The following is a 19,511-nucleotide window of genomic DNA, read 5'->3' on the forward strand; positions in this document are numbered from 1 at the left end:
ACAGGCAGCAGCGTGCCGGGGGCCGGCACTCAGCGCATCAAGAACCCTGCACGTTCATCCGTACGCGACTATGTGCGTTCACGTGTACGCCGACACCCTGCTTGTCGCCCCGCGTCGCGACTCTCCTGGCGCGGGCACGGCGCGGCCCTGAGATGCCCGCCGACCGCATACGTGCACTGGCCCGCGCGCAGACTTCCGACGGGGATGAGGCAGCAGTGCCGCCTGAGGCCATCGAGGCGATGATTCGTTTCGAGGAACGCTACGGCGGCCTGTGGTACCCGCTCCTGGGTTCCAACGGCATGGAACACGGCCTGTACGGCGAGGCCACCATCTACCTCAACATCGAGGGCTGGACCTTCCGCGGCATCCACGACGGTGACCAGACCTGGTCGGTCGACGTCCTCCCGGACCAGCGCACCGCCATGACGCTCGCGGGACGTCCCCGGATCATCAACAGCAGCATCCTTCAGCGCTTGGAGGCCCATGCCCAGTTGTCACAGGTCCGATACTGGCCCCATGTGACCTTCGCTGTTGCCACCGGACCCAGCCAGGAGCCGACGGTCGCCGAAGCCGGCCTCCCTGCCCTCGACGTCGAGGCAACTGGGCCCGCCGACAGGTGGTGGGTCGGCAGCGAGACTGCGATTCATCTGAAGCTTCACAAGTGGTGGGGCGAAGAAGATATTTGGGTCGTGCGTTGCTTTACGGAGCGGGCCGAGAACCTGGCGACCACGGTCGATGCGCTACGGCACGCGGTGACGGGTGGAGTGTGGCGGAACGAGGACTGGTGCGGACTGTGTTCCCACGTCAGGCAGCCAGCGCAAGCCTGCCTTCCCAACGCAGGGAAGCAGAGCAGCTGACCCGGGAGAAGCAGCCCTCGTCGATGACCATCAGAGAGTCTTCGCCATCTTCGAACATGCAGGTCGGAAGCTCTGGCGTGGCGCTCGCTCGGGATACTCGTGCTGATCGCGGGCGGGAGTCTGCGGTCTTGATCATCCGTCATGTCATCGGTCGAGGCTGAGCCGCTCGTGGCGGCGCGGCCCGAAGGGCACGTCAGGCCCCAGCGTCATCTCCTGGTTCGGTAGGTCTCGCGGTCCACGGCCGGTGGCGGCGTCCGCGAGGGGCGCAGCCAGGTATCCGTTGTATGTAGTGTGCGGAAATGAAAAGAAGCGAGCGGCTCGCGGACCAGTTGGACTGGTACTGGAGCAAGAACCTGCGGCCACGGCTGGAAGGTCTTTCCGACGAGGAGTACTTCTGGGAGCCGGTGCGCGGCTGCTGGAGCATCCGCCCACGTGGCACGTCGCCCGCACCGATGTCGGAAGGTTCGGGGGAATGGGCGATGGACTCCGCGTCCCCTGCCCCGGTGCCTGCGCCGGTGACCACGATTGCCTGGCGGCTGGCGCACATCACCGTCTCCTGCCTGGGCTATCGGGTCGGATGGCACTTCGGCGGCCAGGACCTCGAGTCCCAGGCATTCGCCTACGCGGGGACCGCTGACGAGGCGCTAGAACAGCTCGATGAGATGTATGGGAGATGGAACGCGGGGGTCCGCGAGCTCTCGGACGCTGACCTGGACAATCCGCCCACGGTGGGCCCCGAGCGGTATCCCATGGAGAACAGGGTCCTGCACGTCAACAGGGAGCTGATCCATCACGGCGCCGAGATTTCCCTGCTGCGCGACCTCTACCGCTGGCAGGACGGAGCCGCGCCGCGCCGAATATGACTGATCATCTGTCAGCGTGGGAGTCGAGGTTCGAGAGGACCAGGAGAGCGCGCAGAAGGTCGGTGGCGCGAGCGGGATCGGTGCGTAGTCTGGTGAGGATGCGCCAGGTCTTCAGGCGCGCGAAGCCATGTTCGACGGGAGCGCGTGCGGCGGCTAGGACCTGGTTGGCCTGCTTCTCGCCGGGGGTGAGCTTGCGGGCGCGGGTGGCCTTGTAGCCGATGACTATCACCGGGTCGTCGCTGTCGTCGCTGTCGTCGCTGTCGTCGGTGAGGCCGAGGAAGCCGAGGTCGGCCAGGGCGCCGAGGCCGGCCGCGCGCAGGGGGGTGAGGATGTGGTCGCGGCGGGCGGCGGTGATGTCGTGGGTGCGGCCGGGGTGGGCTGTGGAGATCCGGATCAGGCGGCCGTTCTCGTCGGTGAGGGCGAGGAAGTGCAGGCCGTGACGGCGGTGTTTGCCGGAGTGGTTGGGCCGGTTCGCGGCGCGGGTGGGGCGGACGGTGGGGATCCTCGGCTTCGGCCGAGCTGCCCCACACCTCCAGGTCACCAGTCCCGGACTGATCCAACCGCCTCGAGAATCGTTCTGTTGGGAGTTCTAGGCGAGAAGGGCCTCCGCTCGGGCGGGCGACCGGCGAAAGCCGCGTGACCATGCGGACAGCACCGACGACACTGACGTCATGACCCTTGATCGCGAGGTACTTCAGGCCAGCTGGAGCCGGACCCTCGGACACCTCGACGCCGCCCGGGACTGCCTGAAGGGCCTGCCCGACGTCGACCTCTCAGCAACGCTTGAGTTTCTTGAGCACAACGAGCTGGAACTTGCTTTCGACTGTCTCGTCGATCTCAGTGACGACCTTGACCTGCCGCTCGCATTCTGGCAGCGCCTCGACCGGGCAGCTCGTGAGATGCGGCTCTACACCAATGCGCTGCACACACCGCACCTCACGGCCGCCGACATTTGCCGCCGCCATCTCGCGATTGCCTCAGAGAAGGAATGACCGGCTGACCCGGCGAACCTCCCCGGTCACCGAGCTGAGGGCTGTCCCGACAATCCCTGGCGGGCGCACGACGACAGCTACGGCACCTCGCCGCGTTGTCGGAACACCCGGATACATCCGGTATGTGGACGCCTCTCCGCTTAGCGATGCACCGCATCCGACGCCGCGCGCTGATCCACCACGGATTACGGGACAGCCGTTAGCCGGCACCCCGAGCCCGGTACGGATCCGAAGGATCAACGCCCGGGCGAGCGCACGTGCCTCCGATCGAGTCACACGAGCTCACCGACCGAGGAAGTTGTCAGTGGTCGATGCGATCCTTCGGGTATGGACGAGATCATGCGGCGACGGGTGTACGGCGCCGATCACGACGACCCGGATCCGGGCCCCCGGCCGGGGCGGGTCTACCGGGAGCTGGTGGGCGGTCCGCTCGACGGGCTGCTGCTGGACGTGACCGGCTGGACGAAGGTGGCACTGGCGGACGGATCCGCGCTGGTCACCGAGATCGGTGCGTACGGGGCGGGTGGCAGAGCCGAGTACGGGCCGCGGGCCGAGGATTCAAACAAGTGGGACTGGCGGGGTGACACGCCCTAGCATCCGGGGATGGCCCGGAGCGAGAAGAAGTCCCGCCGTCTCGTCGTCGACGGCACCACCTTCCTCTGGAAGGTCGGTCACCGGCACGAGAGAGTCAACGGCCTCGCACAGGGCTGCCGCGAGGTACTGGCTCTCCACCCGCTGGACGGCCGGGGCCGGCTGGAGATCACCTTTTCGGGAGGGCCGGGCCGGGCGGTGCCCGACGGCCTGCTGCCCTCCGGCGCGGTCGGAACAGGAGGCGCCTACCTCAACCTGCACGAGCCGGGCACCGTCCGCGCGCTGCTCGAAGAGGCGGTGACCACCCACGGCTGGTGCACCGACGACGCCGCGCCGCGGTGCATCGACGGCTGGACGCTTTTCGACGTGGTGTCCGCCCGTCGGCACGAGGGCGACGCGGGCCCGCAGCGGGGTGCCACCGACCGGTCGGACCGACCTGCGGACCCGGCCGTTTCGCTCCGCGCGCCGCAGGTATGACGGGCAGCTTCACCGCCCGTGCCGTGCCCACGGACGTCAGCGGCCCCGATCCGAGGACTGTTGCGGTACGACCACCAGGAACGCGTCCTGTTCCAGGTCCATCACGACCTCCGCCGCCACGCCCTCCCCGCGACGGGCCGCAGCGAACTCCTCCGCGGGCCAACTGCCCCGCGGGCCCCCGGCGGGAAACTGCTCAAGTACGGTGCGACGCACGGTCCGCCCCCTGTCGTTCGTTCTGCTGTCCGCTCCAACGACGGTCCCGCCGTCGCCGTTACGGCCGGATGCCGCCCGGTCGGGCGCCGTTCCCGCAGCGGAAGACGCCGGACGGCGGCCTGCGCGGTTGCGTTCGTGCAACGTCATCGCCACAGTCGTGTTTTCGCGGCAGGGTGTTGCGGGCAAGCCACAGGGGGCTACGGAAGAGGGGGAACCGTGATCGTCTGGATCAACGGTGCGTTCGGCGCGGGCAAGACCAGCGCCGCGCGTGAACTGATCGATCTGATCCCGAACAGCACCTTCTACGACCCGGAACTGACCGGCACGGGGCTGGGATCCCTGCTGCCCCAGAAGAAGTTCGCCGAGGTGACGGACTTCCAGGACCTGCCGATCTGGCGGCGTCTCGTGGTGGACACCGCGGCAGCGCTGCTGGCTGAGGTCGGCGGGGTACTGGTGGTGCCGATGACACTGCTGCGACAGGAGTATCGCGACGAGATATTCGGAGGGTTCGCCTCCAGGCGCATCGCCGTGCGCCATGTACTGCTCTCACCAGAGGAAACGATCCTGCGTCAACGGATCGCCCACCGGGCCGAGTTCCCCGACGATTCAGGCACGGTCGGCGGGACCGGGCAGTGGGCGTACGACCGTATCGAGCCCTACCGTTCGGCACTCGACTGGATCACCCGGGACGCGCACACCATCGACAACAGCGCACTCACCCCCCGCGAGACGGCCGAGCGCATCGCCGAGGCCGTGCGCACCGGAGAGGCCCCGGCCTGCGAGATCGTCCAGACACCCGACCCCACGGCGGAAACCGTCGCGGCCGGCGTGCTGCTCTTCGACGAACACGACCGTGTGCTGCTCGTCGACCCCACGTACAAGCCCGGCTGGGAGTTCCCCGGCGGGGTGGTGGAGGCGGGCGAGGCACCGGCACAGGCCGGGATCAGGGAGGTGGCCGAGGAAATAGGGATCCACCTCGAACGGGTGCCCGGACTCCTCGTCATCGACTGGGAGGCGCCCGAGCCGCCCGGATACGGAGGGCTGCGGCTGCTCTTCGACGGAGGGACGCTGCCGGACGCGGTCGCCGAACGGCTGGTGCTGCCCGGTTCCGAACTGCGCGCCTGGCGGTTCGTCACCGAGGAGGAGGCCGCCACCATGCTGCCGCCCACCAGATACGAAAGGCTGCGCTGGGCGCTGCGCGCCCGTGAGCGCTCAGCCGTGCTCAACCTCGAGGCCGGAGTCCCGGTCGGCTGAGGCGTGCATGACCGCGACCGCGTCGGCGGTGAGGGGATCGCCGTGGCCGAAGCAGACCGTGGCCGCCTCCAGTGCGGCCAGCCGCCGGAAGGAGGCCGCGGCCTGCTCGCGGTCGATGTTGATCACGCCCAGCATCACGCCCCCCGCTTCGGCGACACAGTCACCCGTGAACAGCACCCCGTGGCGGGGGAGATGGACACCGATGGCTCCCGGGGTGTGTCCGGGGGAGTGGACGACCCGTGCCCCATCGCCGAAGGGCAGTACCGTGCCGTCGGACAGTTCGGTGTCGACCCGGGTCGGTGGAGCCGCGGGCAGGGTCAGCCCGTTCTCGTGCAGCGGGCGTTCCCAGTCGAGCAGGACCGGATCGCCGATCTCCTCCTCGCCGCGGATCACCGGCGCGTCGAGCCGGTGCGCCAGGATCTCGGCGCCGTGACGGTCGGCGAGTTCCTGGGCCGCGCCGTAGTGGTCTCGATGGCCGTGGGTGATCACGATGCGGGCGATGCGGGCGGGGTCGTGACCGAGTTCGCGCACCGCGTCCTCGATGGCGGGTGCCGCGTTCAGGTCGCCCGCGTCGATCAGGGTCAGTTCCGCCTCGTCGCGCCATAGGTACGCCTGGCCGATCCGGAACCGGAACATGTGCAGCTGGGGAAGCACCTCGACAACATCCATGCACCGAACGTACGCAGGAGCGGGCGCCCTTCGCACGGATCTGCGCTCCGGGCGAGCTTCGCTCAACGCGTAGCGGCCGGAGACGGCCGGAACGGGGCCCGCCCGCTCCGGCCACCGATGTGCTTCAGGCCTTCTTCGAAGCGGCGTAGTTCTGCAGGAAGAGCGCTTCGGCGACGGACAGCCGCTCCAGCTCCTCGGGGGACACGCTCTCGTTCACCGCGTGGATCTGCGCCTCGGGCTCACTGAGTCCGATCAGCAGGATCTCCGCCTCCGGGTACAGCTCGGACAGCGCGTTGCAGAGCGGGATCGAGCCCCCCATGCCGGAGGACTGCATCTCCTGGCCCGGGTACGCGATCCGCATGGCGTCCGCCATCGCGGTGTACGCCGGGCTGGTGATGTCGGCACGGAACGGCTGTCCCTGTCCGACCTGTTCGACCGAGACGCGCGCGCCCCAGGGGGCGTGCGCCCGCAGGTGGGCGGTCAGCAGTTTCGTCGCCTCGCCCGCGTCCTCGCCCGGCGGCACCCGCAGGCTGATCTGCGCCCTTGCGCTCGCCTGCACCGAGGGTGTCGCGCCGACGACCGCGGGGCAGTCGATCCCGATGACGGTGACGGCGGGCCGCGCCCAGATCCGGTCGGCGACCGTGCCGGTGCTGATCAGCCCGACCCCGTCGAGGACCTTGGCGTCCTTGCGGAACTCCTCCTCCGGGTACTGCAGACCGTCCCACTTCGTGTCCGTCGTGAGGCCGTCGACGGTCGTCGTGCCGTCCTCGGCGCGCAGCGACGCGAGCAGCTGGATCATCGCGGCAAGGGCGTCGGGCGCGGCGCCGCCGAACTGGCCGGAGTGCAGGTTGCCTTCGAGTGTGTCGAGCTGCACCCGCAGCATCGTCATCCCGCGCAGCGTCGAGGTGACGGTCGGCAGACCGACCCGGAAGTTTCCGGTGTCGCCGATCACCACGGTGTCCGCGGCGAGCAGCTCCGGGTGCGCCTGCGCGTACTGCTCCAGGCCTCCCGTGCCCTGCTCCTCCGAGCCCTCCGCGATCACCTTGACCGAGACCGGGACCCCGCCGTTCGCCTTGAGGGCGCGCAGCGCGAGGAGGTGCATGATGAAGCCGCCCTTGCAGTCGGCCGAGCCCCGGCCGAACCAGCGGCCGTCACGCTCCGTCAGCTCGAACGGAGGGGAGAGCCAGGCGGACTCGTCGAGCGGCGGCTGCACGTCGTAGTGCGCGTAGAGCAGCACGGTGGGTGCGCCGGCCGGGCCGGGCAGGAAGCCGTAGACGGACTGGGTGCCGTCCGGGGTGTCGAGCAGGGCGACATCCTGGAACCCCTCGGTGCGAAGCGCGTCGGCGACCCATGCGGCGGCCGCCTCGCACTCGCTCTTCGGGAACACCGCGGGATCCGCCACCGACTGGAAGGCCACCAGCTCGGTCAGCTCCGCCTTGGCGCGGGGCATCAGCGAGGCGACGGTCTCGGAAATCGGATGGGCGGTCATGGGCACGCTCCTCGTGGGTGCGACGTTATGTGTACGTATTCCGGGTACATGAACGCCAGGAGTGCGGCGTTGCAGGTGCGACGGAGGCTCGGCCGATCCTCCCACAGCAGGTCCCGGCCGCAACGCGCCGTAGGATGCCGGAAGCAGCTTGGGCCACTGGTCGGATCGGGAGCAGAAGCACATCGTGAGCAGCGAGAACGCAGACGCCGGACATGAGCACGAAGAGTCGTCCGTGTGGGACGTCGTCGTAGTCGGCGCCGGACCGGCGGGAGCCTCCGCGGCATACGCGGCGGCGGTCGCCGGCCGTCGGGTACTGCTCTTGGAGAAGGCGGAACTGCCCCGTTACAAGACGTGCGGCGGCGGCATCATCGGGTATTCGCGCGATTCGTTGCCGCCCGGTTTCGAACTGCCCCTGCGGGACCGGATCCACGCGGTCACGTTCTCGCTGAACGGCAGGCTGGCACGCACCCGCCGCTCCAGGCGCATGCTCTTCGGCCTCATCAACCGCCCGGAGTTCGACGCGGGCCTGGTCGAGGAGGCACAGAAGGCGGGTGCCGAACTCCGCACCGGGGCGACGGTCTCCCGGGTCGAGCAGCACGGTGCCGCCGTGCCCGACCGGCGCACAGTCGCGGTCGTGCTGTCCGGCGGCGAGACGGTCCTGGCCCGTGCGGTCGTGGGCGCGGACGGCAGCGCCGGGCGGATAGGAGCGCATGTCGGGGTGAAGCTCGACCAGGTGGATCTCGGTCTGGAGGCCGAGATCCCCGTGCCGGAGACGGTCGCGGAGGACTGGGCGGGCCGGGTACTGATCGACTGGGGCCCCATGCCGGGGAGTTACGGCTGGGTCTTCCCCAAGGGGGACACCCTGACGGTCGGGGTGATCTCGGCTCGCGGTGACGGCGGCGGCACCAAGCGGTATCTGGAGGACTTCATCGCACGGCTCGGCCTGGCCGGCTTCGAGCCGAAGATCTCCTCCGGCCATCTGACGCGCTGCCGCAGCGACGACTCGCCGCTCTCGCGGGGCCGGGTGCTCGTGTGCGGGGACGCGGCCGGTCTGCTGGAGCCATGGACCCGCGAGGGCATCTCGTTCGCCCTGCGTTCGGGACGTCTCGCCGGTGAGTGGGCGGTGCGGGTGGCGGAGTCGCACGACGCGGTGGACGCCCGCCGTCAGGCGCTCAACTACGCGTTCGCCATCAAGGCCGGACTCGGCGTCGAGATGAGCGTGGGACGGCGCATGCTGAAGCTCTTCGAGCGGCGTCCGGGCATGCTGCACGCGGTGCTGACGGGCTTCCGCCCCGCGTGGAACGCGTTCGCGGGCATCACCCGGGGGACGACCTCGCTGGCCGAACTGGTCCGGTCGCACCCGCTGGCGCAGCGGGCGCTGTCGGCGATGGACCGGTAGGGGACTGCCAGGACCGGCGGCACATCAGAGGTCCGGCCGGATCGGGAAGGTAGGGCGATCCGGCCCCCGGGCGGGCTCCCGGCGGTGAACCGGTCCTGGGCCGGCTCCCGGCGGTGATCCCGGCCCCCGGGCCGGCTTTCGACGTTGATCCCGGCCCTCGAAGCGGCTCTCGGTGGTGATCCGGCTCCGGGTCAGCTTTCGACGGTGATCCGGAAGACGGGGTGGTCGGGGCAGGCCGCCAGCAGTTCGGCGTCCGTGGACTTGGCCGTGATGCCCTTGAAGTACTGGTTGACCTCCCAGCCCCAGCGCTCCAGATAGGCGCGGACGACGATCACCTTGTGCTCGTCGTCCGCGATCTCCACGGCCGTGAAGGCTCGGGTCCTGCGGCCCACCCGCAGCTCACCGCCGCCCGCGGCCCGCATGTTGCGCACCCACTGGGAGTGGCCCCGTGCGGAGACGAGGTACTGCACGCCCTCATGGGTGTGGGGGTTCACGGGGATGCGCTGCAGCTGCCCGCTCTTGCGGCCCCTCACCGACAGCTCCTGAGAACCGAGCAGGCTGACCCCGTGCCGTGCGAGCCAGCCGATGACGCTGTTCATCCGGATGGCGAACGGGCTGCCCTGAAGGTAGTACGGCTGCGACATGGGGACCCCTACAGTTTGAGAGAGCGGTGCTCTCGCTTGAGATCAGTGTGCACGGAACTTGTACGCAAAAGCAAGAGCACTGCTCTCGTTATTGGTCGGTGCTCCATATTCGTGGCAGACTGACGACCATGAGCGCTATCCGGGGAGCCAGGGAACGGGCCCGCATCGAGGTCACCGCCGCCATCAAGGACGAGGCGAGGAAACAGCTCGCGGCCGAGGGCGCGGCGAAACTCTCGCTGCGCGCCGTGGCACGCGAGCTCGGCATGGTCTCCTCGGCGCTCTACCGTTACTTCCCCAGCCGTGACGATCTGCTCACCGCCTTGATCATCGACGCGTACGACTCCGTCGGCGAGGCCGCCGAACGCGCCCACCGGGCAGAGGCGGAAGGGGCGGAAGAGACGGAAGTGGCGACAGAGGCCCCCGTCCCCACCCGGACCGCCGCTGCGAGGGCCCCCGCATCCGCCCGGACCGCGACCGCCGTCCATCTGGCCCGCTGGGTCGCTGTCGCATGCGCCGTGCGGGACTGGGCCCTGGCACACCCCCATGAGTACGCGCTCATCTACGGATCGCCCGTGCCCGGCTACACCGCGCCGCAGGACACCGTCGGTCCCGCCTCCCGGGTCGGTCTCGTCCTCATCGCCGTGGTCGAGGACGCGTACCGCGAGGAGGGGCTTGCGCTGCCGCCGCTCTCCGCGGAACTGCGCCCCGAGGCCGAACGGCTTGCCGCGGATATCGCCCCGGGGCTTCCGCCGGCGGCGGCGGTGCCGCTCGTCGCCGCGTGGTCTCAGCTCTTCGGGCTGCTGTCGTTCGAGATCTTCGGCCAGTTCAACCGCGTGGTGGAGGCCCGTGAGGCCTTCTTCCGGCAGGCCGTGACCGAGCTCGCCCGTACGGTCGGTCTGCTCGGCGGACGCCGCTGAGGTTCTTCCGTTCGGATCGGGCGGGACTCCGCCGGACCGGGATGATCCGGGCGAGAGGTCCTGGGAACGGGGCCGTCGACGAGGCCGACGGCCCCGTTCGCCGTACTCCCGGGGGAGTACGGGTGATCACCACGCCCGGCGGATGCCCGGGCGCGGGTGCGCGGTCTAGCGTGGCCGCCATGGAAGAGCAGCGCGCACGGACCGGCGGCGGTCCCTCCGGGAACCAGGGCGGAACGTCGCGTCGACCGTCCTGGGCGCGCGGCGGGCCGGATGACCGGACGACCTCGCAGGGCCCATGGGACTTCTGGAGGAACGGCCGGCCGCCGCGCTGGCTGACGGGCACGCAGGGCCGTTCCGCCGGCCGGCTGCCCTGGGCGTCCACGATCCTGCTCGGCGTCGTCGTCATGGTCGGCTCGACCGTCGCAGCGCACGGACAACTTGATGAGAGGGCCCCGCTCGACCTCTTTGCCCGGCTGCTGCTGATCGCCGCCGTTGCGGTACTGCTGTTCCGCCACCGCCACCCTGTCGCGGCCGTCTTCGGGGCAGCGGCCGCGGCGACGCTGTATCTCGGCGCCGGCTACCCGTACGGACCGGTCTTCCTGGCCGTCGCCGTGGGCTGCTTCAGTGCCGTCGTCGCCGGACACCGGCGGGCCGCGTGGTCGGCGGTCGCCATGGTGTGGGTGGGCCACCTGCTGGTGGGGCACTGGCTCTACCGGTGGCTGCCTCCCGACGGCGACGCCGCGGCGCCCTGGGGGGCAGGAAGTGGGCGTCGCCGCCTGGGTGGTGGCCATCATCGTGGCCGCCGAGTTCGTCCGCGTACGCCGTGAGCAGTGGGCCGCACAGCGTGCCGAGCGGGAACGCGCCGAGAAGCGGCGGGCCGACGAGGAACGGTTGCGGATGGCCCGCGAGCTCCACGACGTCCTCGCGCACAGCATCTCCGTCATCAACGTCCAGGCGGGTGTCGGACTGGCCCTGCTCGACACCGATCCCGAGCAGGCCCGTACGGCGCTCACCACCATCAAGGCCGCCAGCAAGGAGGCGCTCGGCGAGGTGCGGCAGGTCCTGGACACCCTCCGTACGCCCGGTGAGGCGCCCAGAGCGCCGGCCCCCGGACTCGACCGGCTTCCCGAACTCGTCGATCAGGCCGCGAGCACCGGACTGACCGTCACCGTCGCCACGGACGGCGTGCGCGGGGCCGTACCGCCCGGCGCGGACCTGGCCGCGTTCCGGATCATCCAGGAGGCGCTGACCAATGTGGTCCGGCACTCCGGTTCGCGTACCGCGGAGGTCCGGGTCGGATACGGGCCGGACCTCATCACGCTGCAGATCGACGACGAGGGACCCGCCACCGGCACGGACGCCGGGGGCAGCGGCAACGGGCTGGCCGGGATGCGGGAGCGGGCGGCCGCCCTGGGTGGCACGATCGAGGCGGGGACCCGGCCCGACGGCGGCTTCCGGGTACGAGCCGAACTTCCGCTGCCGGCCGACGGTTCGGGCCGGACGGCGCACCAGAAGGAGACTCCGTGATTCGCGTACTGCTCGCCGATGACCAGCTGCTGGTCCGGGCGGGATTCCGGGCCCTGCTGGACGCCCAGCCGGACATCGAGGTGGCGGGCGAGGCCGCCGACGGCGAGGAGGCCGTCCGCCTGGTGCGTGAACTGCGTCCGGACGCCGTGCTGATGGACATTCGCATGCCGCGCCTCGACGGCCTCGCCGCGACCCGCACGATCACCGGGGACCCCGCGTTCGACGACGTGAAGGTGATCATGCTCACCACCTTCGAGCTCGACGAGTACGTCTTCGAGGCGATCCGCTCCGGAGCCTCCGGCTTCCTGGTCAAGGACACCGAGCCGGAGGAACTGCTGCGGGCCGTCCGGGCGGTGGTCGGCGGTGACGCACTGCTGTCGCCGGGCGTCACACGCCGCCTGATCGCCGAGTTCGCCGCCCGGTCCAAGGAGCCTGCCGCGGTGACCACGCTGAAGGAACTGACCGACAGGGAGAGGGAGGTGATGGCGCTGGTCGGCATCGGCCTGTCCAACGACGAGATCGCCCGTCGCCTCGTCGTCAGCCCGCTCACCGCCAAGACCCACGTCAGCCGGACCATGGTGAAGCTCGGCGCCCGCGACCGGGCACAACTGGTCGTGCTGGCCTATGAGTCGGGGCTGGTGCGCCCGGGCTGGCTGGGCTGATCCGGCAGCAGGGGGCCGCGCCCGCCGACCTCGCGCTCCGTGTCGCGCCGGCTGAACCGCCGCAGCACGTCCACGACGCGGCCGACGAAGACCAGCACCGCCACGGCGGCCGCCGCGACGGGCAGCCCGGGGCCCACACCGCCGCCCGACGCCAGGAGGGCGGGGGCGCAGACCGCGACGAACGCGACCGCCGCCAGCAAGGCTCCGGTCAGCACCGCGAAGCCGATCTCGACGGTCATGGCGTCACGGTCCGCCTGGCTTCTGTGTCCCATGTCCGAAGTGTCACAGTCGCGGTGGCGGGCGGACAAGCCCGCCCTTCCCGTGTCCCGCCCTTCCCGTGTCCCGCCCTTCCCGTGTCCCGGCCGGCTCAGGATCCCGGCCGGCTCAGGATCAGACGACCGAGGAGCGCTCGCGCCACAGCCGCGCAAGGTCGGGGTCGCCCTCCACCGCAAGAGCCGTGAGGGGCAGCCTGTTCCAGAGCGTGAGGTAGAGCTCCTGGGCGGTGGCGCTCAACTCGCAGTCCACGGGCGGCAGTACGGACGACTCGTCCTCGCGCACGGCTGCCGGGGGCTCGGCGGAGAGCCGTACGGTCCATGCGGTGTCAGTGTCCGTGGCCCGCACACGCAGGATGCGCGGTACGTCGGTGCGCACTTTGCTCTTGGGGCGGGCGTGGAACCCGAGCAGCAACTCGTCGATGCCGTCCACCGCGTGGGCGGACGACACGGGGGAGAGGGCCCCGCCGCGCGCGGACTCCGCGTCCACCCGGTGGATCGCCGTCTCGTGCGCCTGCCGCCTCGCCCAGAAGGCCAGAGGCGACGGCGCCGCGAAGAAGGCCCAGCACTCCAGGTCCTCCGGTGCGCGCTCCAGCGCCTCCACCAGGAGCCCGTGCCCCGCACGGAACCGGTCGAGCAGTTCGGACCCGTCCAGGTCCGGCTCCCCGGCGTCGGGGACGTACGAGGTGTGGCCCTCGGTCACGAAGGCGGCCGCCCACGTGTGCACCATCGCGGTGTGCCTGAGCAGGTCGCGCACCTGCCAGCCCGGACAGGTCGGCACCGGCGCCCCGGTCCCCGCCCCCTCCGCAGCGTCGGCCAGCAAGCGGCCCTCGGCGGCCAGGGATCGTATGTGCTCCGCGATCTTCATGGCAGGGATTGTGCCAGGGGATCAGGCGCCCTGGGGGCGGGCCTGACGGGTCCGGCCCCGGCCCCCGCGCATCAGTCGTACGAACCAGCCCAGCGCGAGCGACTGCACCAGTACGGACGCGACCAGGGCCACGTGGACGAACCAGGCCGGTCCGGCCGTTTCCGCGCCCAGCAGCGCACTGCCGACGAAGAAGGCGAAGACGGTCGGTGCCGCCAGGAAGAAGAGCCACACCCCGGCGAACGAGGCGTCCTCGTGGGAGACGAACAGCGTGTCCACGGTGACGAGTACCGTTGTCGCCGCCACCACACCCAGGTAGATCAGCGATGCGGCGTTGCCGAACGTGAGGCGTGCGAGCGCGTGGACGTGCTGCTTGGCCAGGACCGGCTTGTTCATGGCGTGCTCCCCGTGGATGACCTGCGCCCTCACCCCGCGACAGCAGGCGGGAGGGGCGTTGTGTCTCTATCCTGGGGCGGGAGAACCGTTCCTGCCTGAGTACGGCTACTCACTGCACCGCATTGCGGGCGCCGTATCCCAGTGCCGCCGCGGCCAGGGCCAGCAGCGCCACTGTGGTCAGGGCCACGGGCAGGGAGAACCAGTCGGCCAGGAAGCCGATCGCGGGCGGGCCGAGCAGCATGCCGCCGTAGCCGAGCGTCGAGGCCGCAGCCACTCCGCCGGGGCCGGCCAGCTCGCCCGCCCTGCCGACGGCCACCGGGAAGATGTTCGCCAGACCGAGTCCGGTGACGGCGAACCCGAGAAGGGCGAGCCAGGTGGTCGGGGCGAGCGAGCCGAGCAGCATTCCGGCCGCCGCCGTGCCGCCGCCCGCGACCAGGGTGCGGGTCTGCCCGAGCCGTTCGAGCAGTGCCGTGCCGGTGAGCCGGCCCGCCGTCATGGCGAGCGCGAACAGCGAGTATCCCGCTGCCGCCACCCCGGGGTGGGCGTGCAGGTCCTGCTCCAGGTGGAGGGCACCCCAGTCGGCCAGGGCGCCCTCGCCGTACGCGGTGCAGAGCGCGATCACGCCGAACAGGATCACCACACGGCGTGCCCGTCCGCTCAGGCGCCGGGTGCCCTCCTCACCGTCGGCCGCCGACGGGGCGGGCTTGAGCGACGGATACCGCAGCAGGACGGGGCCCGCGAAGGCGGTGACGAGCAGCCCGATTCCGGTCAGGCAGAGCAGGTGCGCGGAGGGCGAGAGGCCGCCCGCGACGAGGCCGCCCAGTCCGGCGCCGATCATGCCGCCGAGGCTGAACGCGGCGTGGAAGCTGGGCATCACCGGACGCCGCAGAGCGGCGACCAGATCCACCGCCGCACTGTTCATCGCCACGTTCATGCCGCCGTACGCGGCGCCGAACACGAGCAGCACCAGCCCGAGCGAGAGTGCCGAATGGGTCTGGGCGGGCAGTGCGATGCTGAGCGGCAGCAGGACGCCACAGACCACGGCCACCGGATGGTTGCCGAAACGGCGGCAGAGCCGGCCGGTGAGCATCATGGTGATCACGGCGCCGGCGGACACGCCGAGGAGTGCGAGGCCGAGAGTGGAGGCCGAGGCGCCGGTCTGCTGCTTGATGGCCGGGATGCGGACCACCCAGCCGGCGAAGAGGAACCCGTCGAGGGCGAAGAACACGGTCAGCGCGGTACGGAGGCGTGTCGATGAAGGTGGGGCGGTGTTTCCGCCCGGTCCCCCCGGCAGGGCCGTCCGCAGTTTGTTTAGTTGCGGCACAAACTCAGCATAGGGGCGCGTGGACGGGGGACGCAAGACCGCCGTCCATCCGGCCCGTATGCCGTGACACGGGCGGCGGTTCCACGCCATGGAGCGGGGCGGCGCGGGCGAGCAGGTGCACGCGGTGGCGTCCGCGCCACCTCCGGATCATGGGAGACTCGCCCCCATGAACGGCAAGGGGACCACCACCCGGACGAAGTTGGAGAGGGGCCGCAGCGCGCTCGGGCCCGCGCTTGAGCTGGTCCACACCGGACGCGCGCCGACCCGCGCCGTCCTCACCTCCGAGCTGGGTGTCACCCGTGCCACCGCCGGAGCGGTCGCTGCGGAGCTGGAGGCCCTCGGCCTGATCCAGGTCGACTCCAGCCCCGGCTCGGCCGCCGGCTCGCAGGGCCGGCCCTCGCACCGGCTTTCCGTACGCGAGTCCGGGCCGGTGGCCCTCGCCGCCCAGGTGCACGCGGACGGATTCCGGGCCGCACTGGTCGGGCTCGGCGGCCGGCTCGTCGCCACCGCCCCGGGCTGCGTCACCATCACGGCCGATCCCGCCCAGGTCATCGGTGAAGTCGTGGACGACTGCGCACGATTGCTGCGCGACAGTGGTCTGCGATGCGTGGGGGCGGGCCTCGCGGTGCCGTCCGCCGTCGCCGAGCCGGAGGGCACCGCCCTCAACCCGCTCCACATCGCCTGGCCCGCCGGCGCCCCGGTCCGCGAGATCTTCGCCACATGTGTTCGCGAAGCGGGCATCACCGGACCGGCGTTCACCGGAAACGACGTCAACCTCGCCGCGCTCGCCGAGCACCGTCACGGAGCCGGGCGCGGGGCCCAGCATCTGCTGTGCGTCGCCACCGGCCACCGCGGTGTCGGCGGCGCACTCGTCCTGGACGGCCGTCTGCACACCGGCAGTTCGGGCCTTGCCCTGGAGGTCGGCCACCTCACCGTCAACCCCGAGGGCCGGCCCTGCCACTGCGGTGGCCGCGGCTGTCTCGACGTCGAGACGGACCCGCTCGCCTTCCTCACCGCGGCCGGACGCGCGCCCGGCCCCGAGGAGTCCCTGCTCAAGCAGTCAGGGGACCTGCTGCGCAACGAGTACGGCGATGTGGCGGTGCGCAACGCCGCCGAGGAGCTGATCGACCGGCTGGGCCTCGGCCTCGCCGGACTCGTCAACATTCTCAACCCGGACCGCATCATCCTCGGCGGCCTGCACCGCGCCCTGCTGGACGCGGACCCGGAACGGCTGCGCGCGGTCGTCGCCGACCGCAGCCTGTGGGGGCGCAGCGGCAGTGTGCCGATCCTGCCCTGCACTCTGGACCACAACAGTCTGGTCGGCGCGGCGGAGCTGGCCTGGCAGCCGGTACTGGACGACCCGCTGAGCGCGCTCGCCTGAGGCGGGACGGCTCGCCGCCGCTCCGGGGTGGCTGCCCGCCCGTCAGGCAGCCGGCGTAGGCGCCGCGAACGCGAACGCCCGTGCCGGGTTGGCGACCAGCATGTCCTCCACGATGCCCGCCCCCAGCACCTCGGTCAGCCGTGGGCGCAGCCGGCGGAGCAGATGCGGCATGCCCGGAGTCTCCGGCACCGTGGTGTCGCCGCCCAGCAGCAACTGCCCGCCGAACCCGGCCCCGGCGAGCGCCGCGAGTTCCTCGGGCAGCCGCCAGTCCGTCGCATGGTGGGCCCGCGAGGGACCGTCGAACGCGAGGAACGCCCCGGCCCGCGCCACCTCCCGCTGGGCCGCTCCGTCGGGCGACCGGCCGAGATGCCCGAGGATCACGTGGTCCGGTGCGACGCCCAACGTGCCGCACAGGAGGTCGAGTACGTCCGGGGCGGCCGTGCCCAGCTCCAGATGGACGGCGATGGGTGCCCCCGTACGGTGATGTGCCTCGGCGGCCGCCGTCATCGTGAGCCGGGCGTGGGGATCGACGGTGTGGAAGGCACCGGCGACCTTGATCAGACCCGCTCGTACCGTCGTGGAGCCGATGCCGACGGTCAGCTCGGAGACGAACAGCGCCGCGAGATCGTCCCGGATCCGTTCGAGCAGTGCGGCCGGGTAGTGCACGGCCTGGTGCAGCCCCGTCGCCGCCACCACATGCGTACCCGTCGAACGGGACAGCTCGGTCAGCGTGTCCGCTCGACGCCCCATGCCGTACGGCGTCCACTGCACCACGGACCGGCCACCGAACCCGCGGAAGGCCCTCAGCCGTTCGGCCGCCGCCACCGGGTCGTCGAGCTCCTGGCCCGGGAGCACGGGACTGCGCAGGAAGAGATGGTCATGGGCGTCGCACACACCGAGCCCACCTGCGGGGATGTCCCCGAGGACGGTACGGACCGCGGCTACCACCGGTGCCCCTCCCCGAGCCGCGCACGCTCCGGGACGCTGAGGTGGAGCACCTCGTAACGGTCTCCGGCCTCCTGCGGCGCGGGACGGTCCCAGAGCGTGAAGTGGAGGAGTTCCCAGTGGCGGGGGTCGACGGCCACTGCCGTGGCGACCGCACCGGGCACCTTCGCGAGCCGCCGGCTCTCCTCCACCGCGGCCCCGATCGCGTCCGCCGGAGGGGTCGGGGCAGGGACGGGCGAGCGGAGGCGGGTGGCCGAGCGGGGGAGCGTGGCCGACGACGGGCCCTCCTCGTACGACAGGCCGGTCCAGTGCTGCACCGCGGGGCGTCCGAAGTCCTGCACGATGCCCTGGAATCCGGGCCCCCCGAGGAAGGAGTTCATGCCCTCGGAGCCGGTCCACAGATAGAGCGGCGCGTACTGGTTGACCAGGGAGTCCTCGCCGATCTCCCGCATCAGGTACGCCTTGACACCGAGTCCCGGAAAGGCGTCCATGAGGTGGCCCCGCTTCGCCACCCGGTCGCGGATGATGCCCATGTCGTAGTCGGCGGGCAACGTGATCTCGTACTGCATCGCGTGCATCGTGGGCTCCTCAGGCTGCCGGGTACTCGGGGACGCCGGGGTCGGTGTGCCAGTGGATGGTGGCGCCGTCCTCGGCTGCCTCCACGAGGGCGAGATGGGTCATGAACGTGCGCGGCGCGGCGCCGTGCCAGTGCCACTCGTCCGGCTCGATCCACACGGTGTCGCCCGCCCGGATCGCCTCCACCGGACCGCCCCTGCGCTGCACCAGGCCTTCACCCTCGGTGACGTGCAGGACCTGGCCGTGCGGGTGGGTGTGCCAGCCGGTGTGCCCGCCCGGTGCGAAGTGCACACTGAACACCCGCAGCCTGGAAGGTGGTTCGGGGGAAGCAACCTCGTCGAGCCAGACGGTGCCGTTGAAGTGCTCGGCCGGTCCGGACCGCGTGTCGGGGCGGTTCCTGGTGATGCGCATGCGCGAAGTGCTCCTCGGGGTGGGCGGCGTACGACGGAGGGTCAGGCGGCTTCCGTGCGAGGGGCGAGCAGTGCCAGCAGCCCACGTGCGGCCGCGTCGAAGGCGTCCGTCGAGCCCGAGGCGCGGGCCAGCACATAGCCGCCCTGCACGGTCGCGACAACGGTCGCAGCGATGTCGTCGGGCTCCAGTGAAGGGGTGAACTCGCCGTTGTCCAGGCCCTCCTGGATGATCGCGGCGAGCCGGTCGCGGAGCCAGGTGATCGTCTCGTCGACGGGCGCGCGCAGCTCGTCGTTCGCGATGACCTCGGGGTCCATCGTCAGCCGCCCGACCGGACAGCCGCGCAGCACGTCGCGCTCACGCAGCAGATAGCCCGAGATCCGCTCGTACGCCGAACCCGGTGTGTCGAGCACGCGGCCCGCCGTGGCACGCAACTCCTGGGCGGTGCGGTGGATGGCCGCGAGGGCCAGATCGGGCTTGCCCGTGAAGTGGTGGTACATGCTGCCCTGGCCCGCGCCCGCATGCTGCTGGATGGCCTTGGGGCTGGTGCCCACATAGCCGCGCTCCCACAGGAGCTCCCGGGTGGCTTCGATCAGACGGTCAGAAGTGCTCATGCGCCCACTGTACATACCAGTAGGTACAGAATCCAGGTTTCCGGGATCACGCAGGACGGGAGCAGCCGCGGGACCGCCGCCTACTCCCGGTGGGGTACGCGTACGGCCGCTGGCCGTACGACGACGCGGACCCCCCTGCGGAGACAGGCTCGGTGATGAAAGAGAAGCGTGCATCC

Annotated in this window: 23 protein-coding genes and 1 pseudogene; 11 read left to right on the top strand and 13 right to left on the bottom strand. The window is 71.1% G+C overall.

What is annotated here, in order from left to right; all coding sequences use genetic code 11:
* Positions 1-152: 152 nt before the first annotated feature.
* Positions 153-857: a hypothetical protein gene (locus tag ABT025_RS29965; protein ID WP_351001240.1), complete on the top strand. Its 705-nt coding sequence runs from the start codon at positions 153-155 to the stop codon at positions 855-857.
* Between the two features lie 299 nt (positions 858-1,156).
* A complete protein-coding gene (locus ABT025_RS29970; RefSeq protein WP_351001243.1) occupies positions 1,157-1,720 on the top strand; it encodes a DinB family protein in 564 nt (187 codons plus the stop codon).
* Positions 1,721-1,724: 4 nt separating this feature from the next.
* Here ABT025_RS29970 and ABT025_RS29975 read toward each other — a convergent pair whose 3' ends face one another.
* On the bottom strand, positions 1,725-2,261 hold the full coding sequence (locus ABT025_RS29975; RefSeq protein WP_351001246.1) for a transposase family protein: 537 nt from the start codon (positions 2,259-2,261) through the stop codon (positions 1,725-1,727).
* A 130-nt stretch (positions 2,262-2,391) separates the two neighbouring features.
* On the opposite strand from ABT025_RS29975, the gene ABT025_RS29980 reads away from it, so the two are divergent.
* From ABT025_RS29980 to ABT025_RS29990, 3 genes are all read left to right on the top strand, one after another.
* Positions 2,392-2,712, top strand: a complete 321-nt coding sequence (locus ABT025_RS29980) for a MafI family immunity protein (protein WP_351001249.1) — start codon at positions 2,392-2,394, stop codon at positions 2,710-2,712.
* 327 nt (positions 2,713-3,039) lie between these two features.
* The gene (locus tag ABT025_RS29985; protein WP_351001252.1) at positions 3,040-3,306 is read left to right on the top strand and encodes a hypothetical protein; all 267 of its coding nucleotides are present in this window, start codon (positions 3,040-3,042) and stop codon (positions 3,304-3,306) included.
* 9 nt (positions 3,307-3,315) lie between these two features.
* Positions 3,316-3,780: a hypothetical protein gene (locus tag ABT025_RS29990; RefSeq protein WP_351001255.1), complete on the top strand. Its 465-nt coding sequence runs from the start codon at positions 3,316-3,318 to the stop codon at positions 3,778-3,780.
* 36 nt (positions 3,781-3,816) lie between these two features.
* On the opposite strand, the gene ABT025_RS29995 is transcribed toward ABT025_RS29990, so the two are convergent.
* Positions 3,817-3,993 carry a DUF8839 family protein gene (locus ABT025_RS29995; protein WP_187284892.1) on the bottom strand — a complete coding sequence of 59 codons (177 nt, stop codon included), beginning with the start codon at positions 3,991-3,993 and terminating at the stop codon, positions 3,817-3,819.
* A gap of 216 nt (positions 3,994-4,209) precedes the next feature.
* Between ABT025_RS29995 and ABT025_RS30000 the strand changes: the two genes are divergently transcribed.
* Positions 4,210-5,247, top strand: a complete 1,038-nt coding sequence (locus ABT025_RS30000) for an NUDIX hydrolase (RefSeq protein ID WP_351001258.1) — start codon at positions 4,210-4,212, stop codon at positions 5,245-5,247.
* Here the strand turns inward: ABT025_RS30000 and ABT025_RS30005 are convergent.
* Together ABT025_RS30005 and ABT025_RS30010 are read right to left on the bottom strand one after the other, a co-directional pair.
* Positions 5,206-5,916: an MBL fold metallo-hydrolase gene (locus tag ABT025_RS30005; RefSeq protein ID WP_351001260.1), complete on the bottom strand. Its 711-nt coding sequence runs from the start codon at positions 5,914-5,916 to the stop codon at positions 5,206-5,208. The two genes, ABT025_RS30000 and ABT025_RS30005, sit on opposite strands and share 42 nt — an antisense overlap.
* Positions 5,917-6,040: 124 nt before the next feature.
* Positions 6,041-7,405, bottom strand: a complete 1,365-nt coding sequence (locus ABT025_RS30010; protein ID WP_351001263.1) for a dipeptidase — start codon at positions 7,403-7,405, stop codon at positions 6,041-6,043.
* Positions 7,406-7,589: 184 nt separating this feature from the next.
* On the opposite strand from ABT025_RS30010, the gene ABT025_RS30015 reads away from it, so the two are divergent.
* Complete coding sequence (locus ABT025_RS30015) at positions 7,590-8,804, top strand: geranylgeranyl reductase family protein (RefSeq protein ID WP_351001266.1); 1,215 nt, start codon at positions 7,590-7,592, stop codon at positions 8,802-8,804.
* Between the two features lie 191 nt (positions 8,805-8,995).
* Here ABT025_RS30015 and ABT025_RS30020 read toward each other — a convergent pair whose 3' ends face one another.
* Positions 8,996-9,448, bottom strand: coding sequence for a nitroreductase family deazaflavin-dependent oxidoreductase (locus ABT025_RS30020; RefSeq protein ID WP_351001269.1), 453 nt, complete (start codon positions 9,446-9,448; stop codon positions 8,996-8,998).
* Between the two features lie 128 nt (positions 9,449-9,576).
* On the opposite strand from ABT025_RS30020, the gene ABT025_RS30025 reads away from it, so the two are divergent.
* From ABT025_RS30025 to ABT025_RS30035, 3 genes and pseudogenes are all read left to right on the top strand, one after another.
* Complete coding sequence (locus ABT025_RS30025) at positions 9,577-10,365, top strand: TetR/AcrR family transcriptional regulator (protein ID WP_351001273.1); 789 nt, start codon at positions 9,577-9,579, stop codon at positions 10,363-10,365.
* A gap of 170 nt (positions 10,366-10,535) precedes the next feature.
* Positions 10,536-11,892 (top strand): annotated as a pseudogene (locus ABT025_RS30030) (histidine kinase).
* Positions 11,889-12,554, top strand: a complete 666-nt coding sequence (locus tag ABT025_RS30035; protein ID WP_351001276.1) for a response regulator transcription factor — start codon at positions 11,889-11,891, stop codon at positions 12,552-12,554. Before ABT025_RS30030 ends, ABT025_RS30035 begins: the two are co-directional and overlap by 4 nt.
* Here ABT025_RS30035 and ABT025_RS30040 read toward each other — a convergent pair.
* From ABT025_RS30040 to ABT025_RS30055, 4 genes are all read right to left on the bottom strand, one after another.
* Positions 12,515-12,826, bottom strand: a complete 312-nt coding sequence (locus ABT025_RS30040; protein WP_351001279.1) for a DUF6332 family protein — start codon at positions 12,824-12,826, stop codon at positions 12,515-12,517. The two genes, ABT025_RS30035 and ABT025_RS30040, sit on opposite strands and share 40 nt — an antisense overlap.
* A 118-nt stretch (positions 12,827-12,944) precedes the next feature.
* On the bottom strand, positions 12,945-13,694 hold the full coding sequence (locus tag ABT025_RS30045; protein WP_351001281.1) for a maleylpyruvate isomerase family mycothiol-dependent enzyme: 750 nt from the start codon (positions 13,692-13,694) through the stop codon (positions 12,945-12,947).
* Between the two features lie 21 nt (positions 13,695-13,715).
* Positions 13,716-14,087, bottom strand: a complete 372-nt coding sequence (locus ABT025_RS30050) for an SCO4225 family membrane protein (RefSeq protein ID WP_351001284.1) — start codon at positions 14,085-14,087, stop codon at positions 13,716-13,718.
* Positions 14,088-14,196: 109 nt separating this feature from the next.
* Positions 14,197-15,315, bottom strand: a complete 1,119-nt coding sequence (locus tag ABT025_RS30055) for an MFS transporter (protein ID WP_351001287.1) — start codon at positions 15,313-15,315, stop codon at positions 14,197-14,199.
* Between the two features lie 262 nt (positions 15,316-15,577).
* Between ABT025_RS30055 and ABT025_RS30060 the strand changes: the two genes are divergently transcribed.
* Positions 15,578-16,792 (top strand): ROK family protein, encoded by a 1,215-nt coding sequence (locus ABT025_RS30060; RefSeq protein WP_351001289.1) that lies wholly within the window; start codon positions 15,578-15,580, stop codon positions 16,790-16,792.
* Positions 16,793-16,834: 42 nt separating this feature from the next.
* Here ABT025_RS30060 and ABT025_RS30065 read toward each other — a convergent pair whose 3' ends face one another.
* Genes ABT025_RS30065 through ABT025_RS30080 form a run of 4 tightly spaced genes read right to left on the bottom strand, consistent with a single transcriptional unit; the run spans position 16,835 to position 19,335 of the window.
* Positions 16,835-17,740: a phosphotriesterase family protein gene (locus ABT025_RS30065; protein WP_351001292.1), complete on the bottom strand. Its 906-nt coding sequence runs from the start codon at positions 17,738-17,740 to the stop codon at positions 16,835-16,837.
* Positions 17,734-18,315 (bottom strand): DUF4865 family protein, encoded by a 582-nt coding sequence (locus tag ABT025_RS30070; protein WP_351001295.1) that lies wholly within the window; start codon positions 18,313-18,315, stop codon positions 17,734-17,736. The genes ABT025_RS30065 and ABT025_RS30070 overlap by 7 nt, the downstream gene beginning before the upstream one ends.
* 10 nt (positions 18,316-18,325) lie before the next feature.
* The gene (locus ABT025_RS30075; protein ID WP_351001298.1) at positions 18,326-18,724 is read right to left on the bottom strand and encodes a (R)-mandelonitrile lyase; all 399 of its coding nucleotides are present in this window, start codon (positions 18,722-18,724) and stop codon (positions 18,326-18,328) included.
* 41 nt (positions 18,725-18,765) lie between these two features.
* On the bottom strand, positions 18,766-19,335 hold the full coding sequence (locus ABT025_RS30080; RefSeq protein WP_351001301.1) for a TetR/AcrR family transcriptional regulator: 570 nt from the start codon (positions 19,333-19,335) through the stop codon (positions 18,766-18,768).
* Between the last annotated feature and the right edge of the window lie 176 nt (positions 19,336-19,511).

The sequence above is a fragment of the Streptomyces sp. NPDC002809 genome (genome assembly GCF_040295435.1).
Lineage (GTDB): Bacteria > Actinomycetota > Actinomycetes > Streptomycetales > Streptomycetaceae > Streptomyces.

Excerpts from the sequence above, each read along its gene's own strand:
- ABT025_RS30010 (WP_351001263.1), bottom strand. The coding sequence starts at position 7,405 with ATGACCGCCCATCCGATTTCCGAGACCGTCGCCTCGCTGATGCCCCGC.
- ABT025_RS30050 (WP_351001284.1), bottom strand. The coding sequence starts at position 14,087 with ATGAACAAGCCGGTCCTGGCCAAGCAGCACGTCCACGCGCTCGCACGC.
- ABT025_RS29990 (WP_351001255.1), top strand. The coding sequence starts at position 3,316 with ATGGCCCGGAGCGAGAAGAAGTCCCGCCGTCTCGTCGTCGACGGCACC.
- ABT025_RS30060 (WP_351001289.1), top strand. The coding sequence starts at position 15,578 with ATGAACGGCAAGGGGACCACCACCCGGACGAAGTTGGAGAGGGGCCGC.
- ABT025_RS29980 (WP_351001249.1), top strand. The coding sequence starts at position 2,392 with ATGACCCTTGATCGCGAGGTACTTCAGGCCAGCTGGAGCCGGACCCTC.
- ABT025_RS30020 (WP_351001269.1), bottom strand. The coding sequence starts at position 9,448 with ATGTCGCAGCCGTACTACCTTCAGGGCAGCCCGTTCGCCATCCGGATG.
- ABT025_RS30040 (WP_351001279.1), bottom strand. The coding sequence starts at position 12,826 with ATGGGACACAGAAGCCAGGCGGACCGTGACGCCATGACCGTCGAGATC.
- ABT025_RS29985 (WP_351001252.1), top strand. The coding sequence starts at position 3,040 with ATGGACGAGATCATGCGGCGACGGGTGTACGGCGCCGATCACGACGAC.
- ABT025_RS30080 (WP_351001301.1), bottom strand. The coding sequence starts at position 19,335 with ATGAGCACTTCTGACCGTCTGATCGAAGCCACCCGGGAGCTCCTGTGG.
- ABT025_RS30005 (WP_351001260.1), bottom strand. The coding sequence starts at position 5,916 with ATGGATGTTGTCGAGGTGCTTCCCCAGCTGCACATGTTCCGGTTCCGG.
- ABT025_RS29970 (WP_351001243.1), top strand. The coding sequence starts at position 1,157 with ATGAAAAGAAGCGAGCGGCTCGCGGACCAGTTGGACTGGTACTGGAGC.
- ABT025_RS30075 (WP_351001298.1), bottom strand. The coding sequence starts at position 18,724 with ATGCGCATCACCAGGAACCGCCCCGACACGCGGTCCGGACCGGCCGAG.
- ABT025_RS30025 (WP_351001273.1), top strand. The coding sequence starts at position 9,577 with ATGAGCGCTATCCGGGGAGCCAGGGAACGGGCCCGCATCGAGGTCACC.
- ABT025_RS30070 (WP_351001295.1), bottom strand. The coding sequence starts at position 18,315 with ATGCACGCGATGCAGTACGAGATCACGTTGCCCGCCGACTACGACATG.
- ABT025_RS30045 (WP_351001281.1), bottom strand. The coding sequence starts at position 13,694 with ATGAAGATCGCGGAGCACATACGATCCCTGGCCGCCGAGGGCCGCTTG.
- ABT025_RS29965 (WP_351001240.1), top strand. The coding sequence starts at position 153 with ATGCCCGCCGACCGCATACGTGCACTGGCCCGCGCGCAGACTTCCGAC.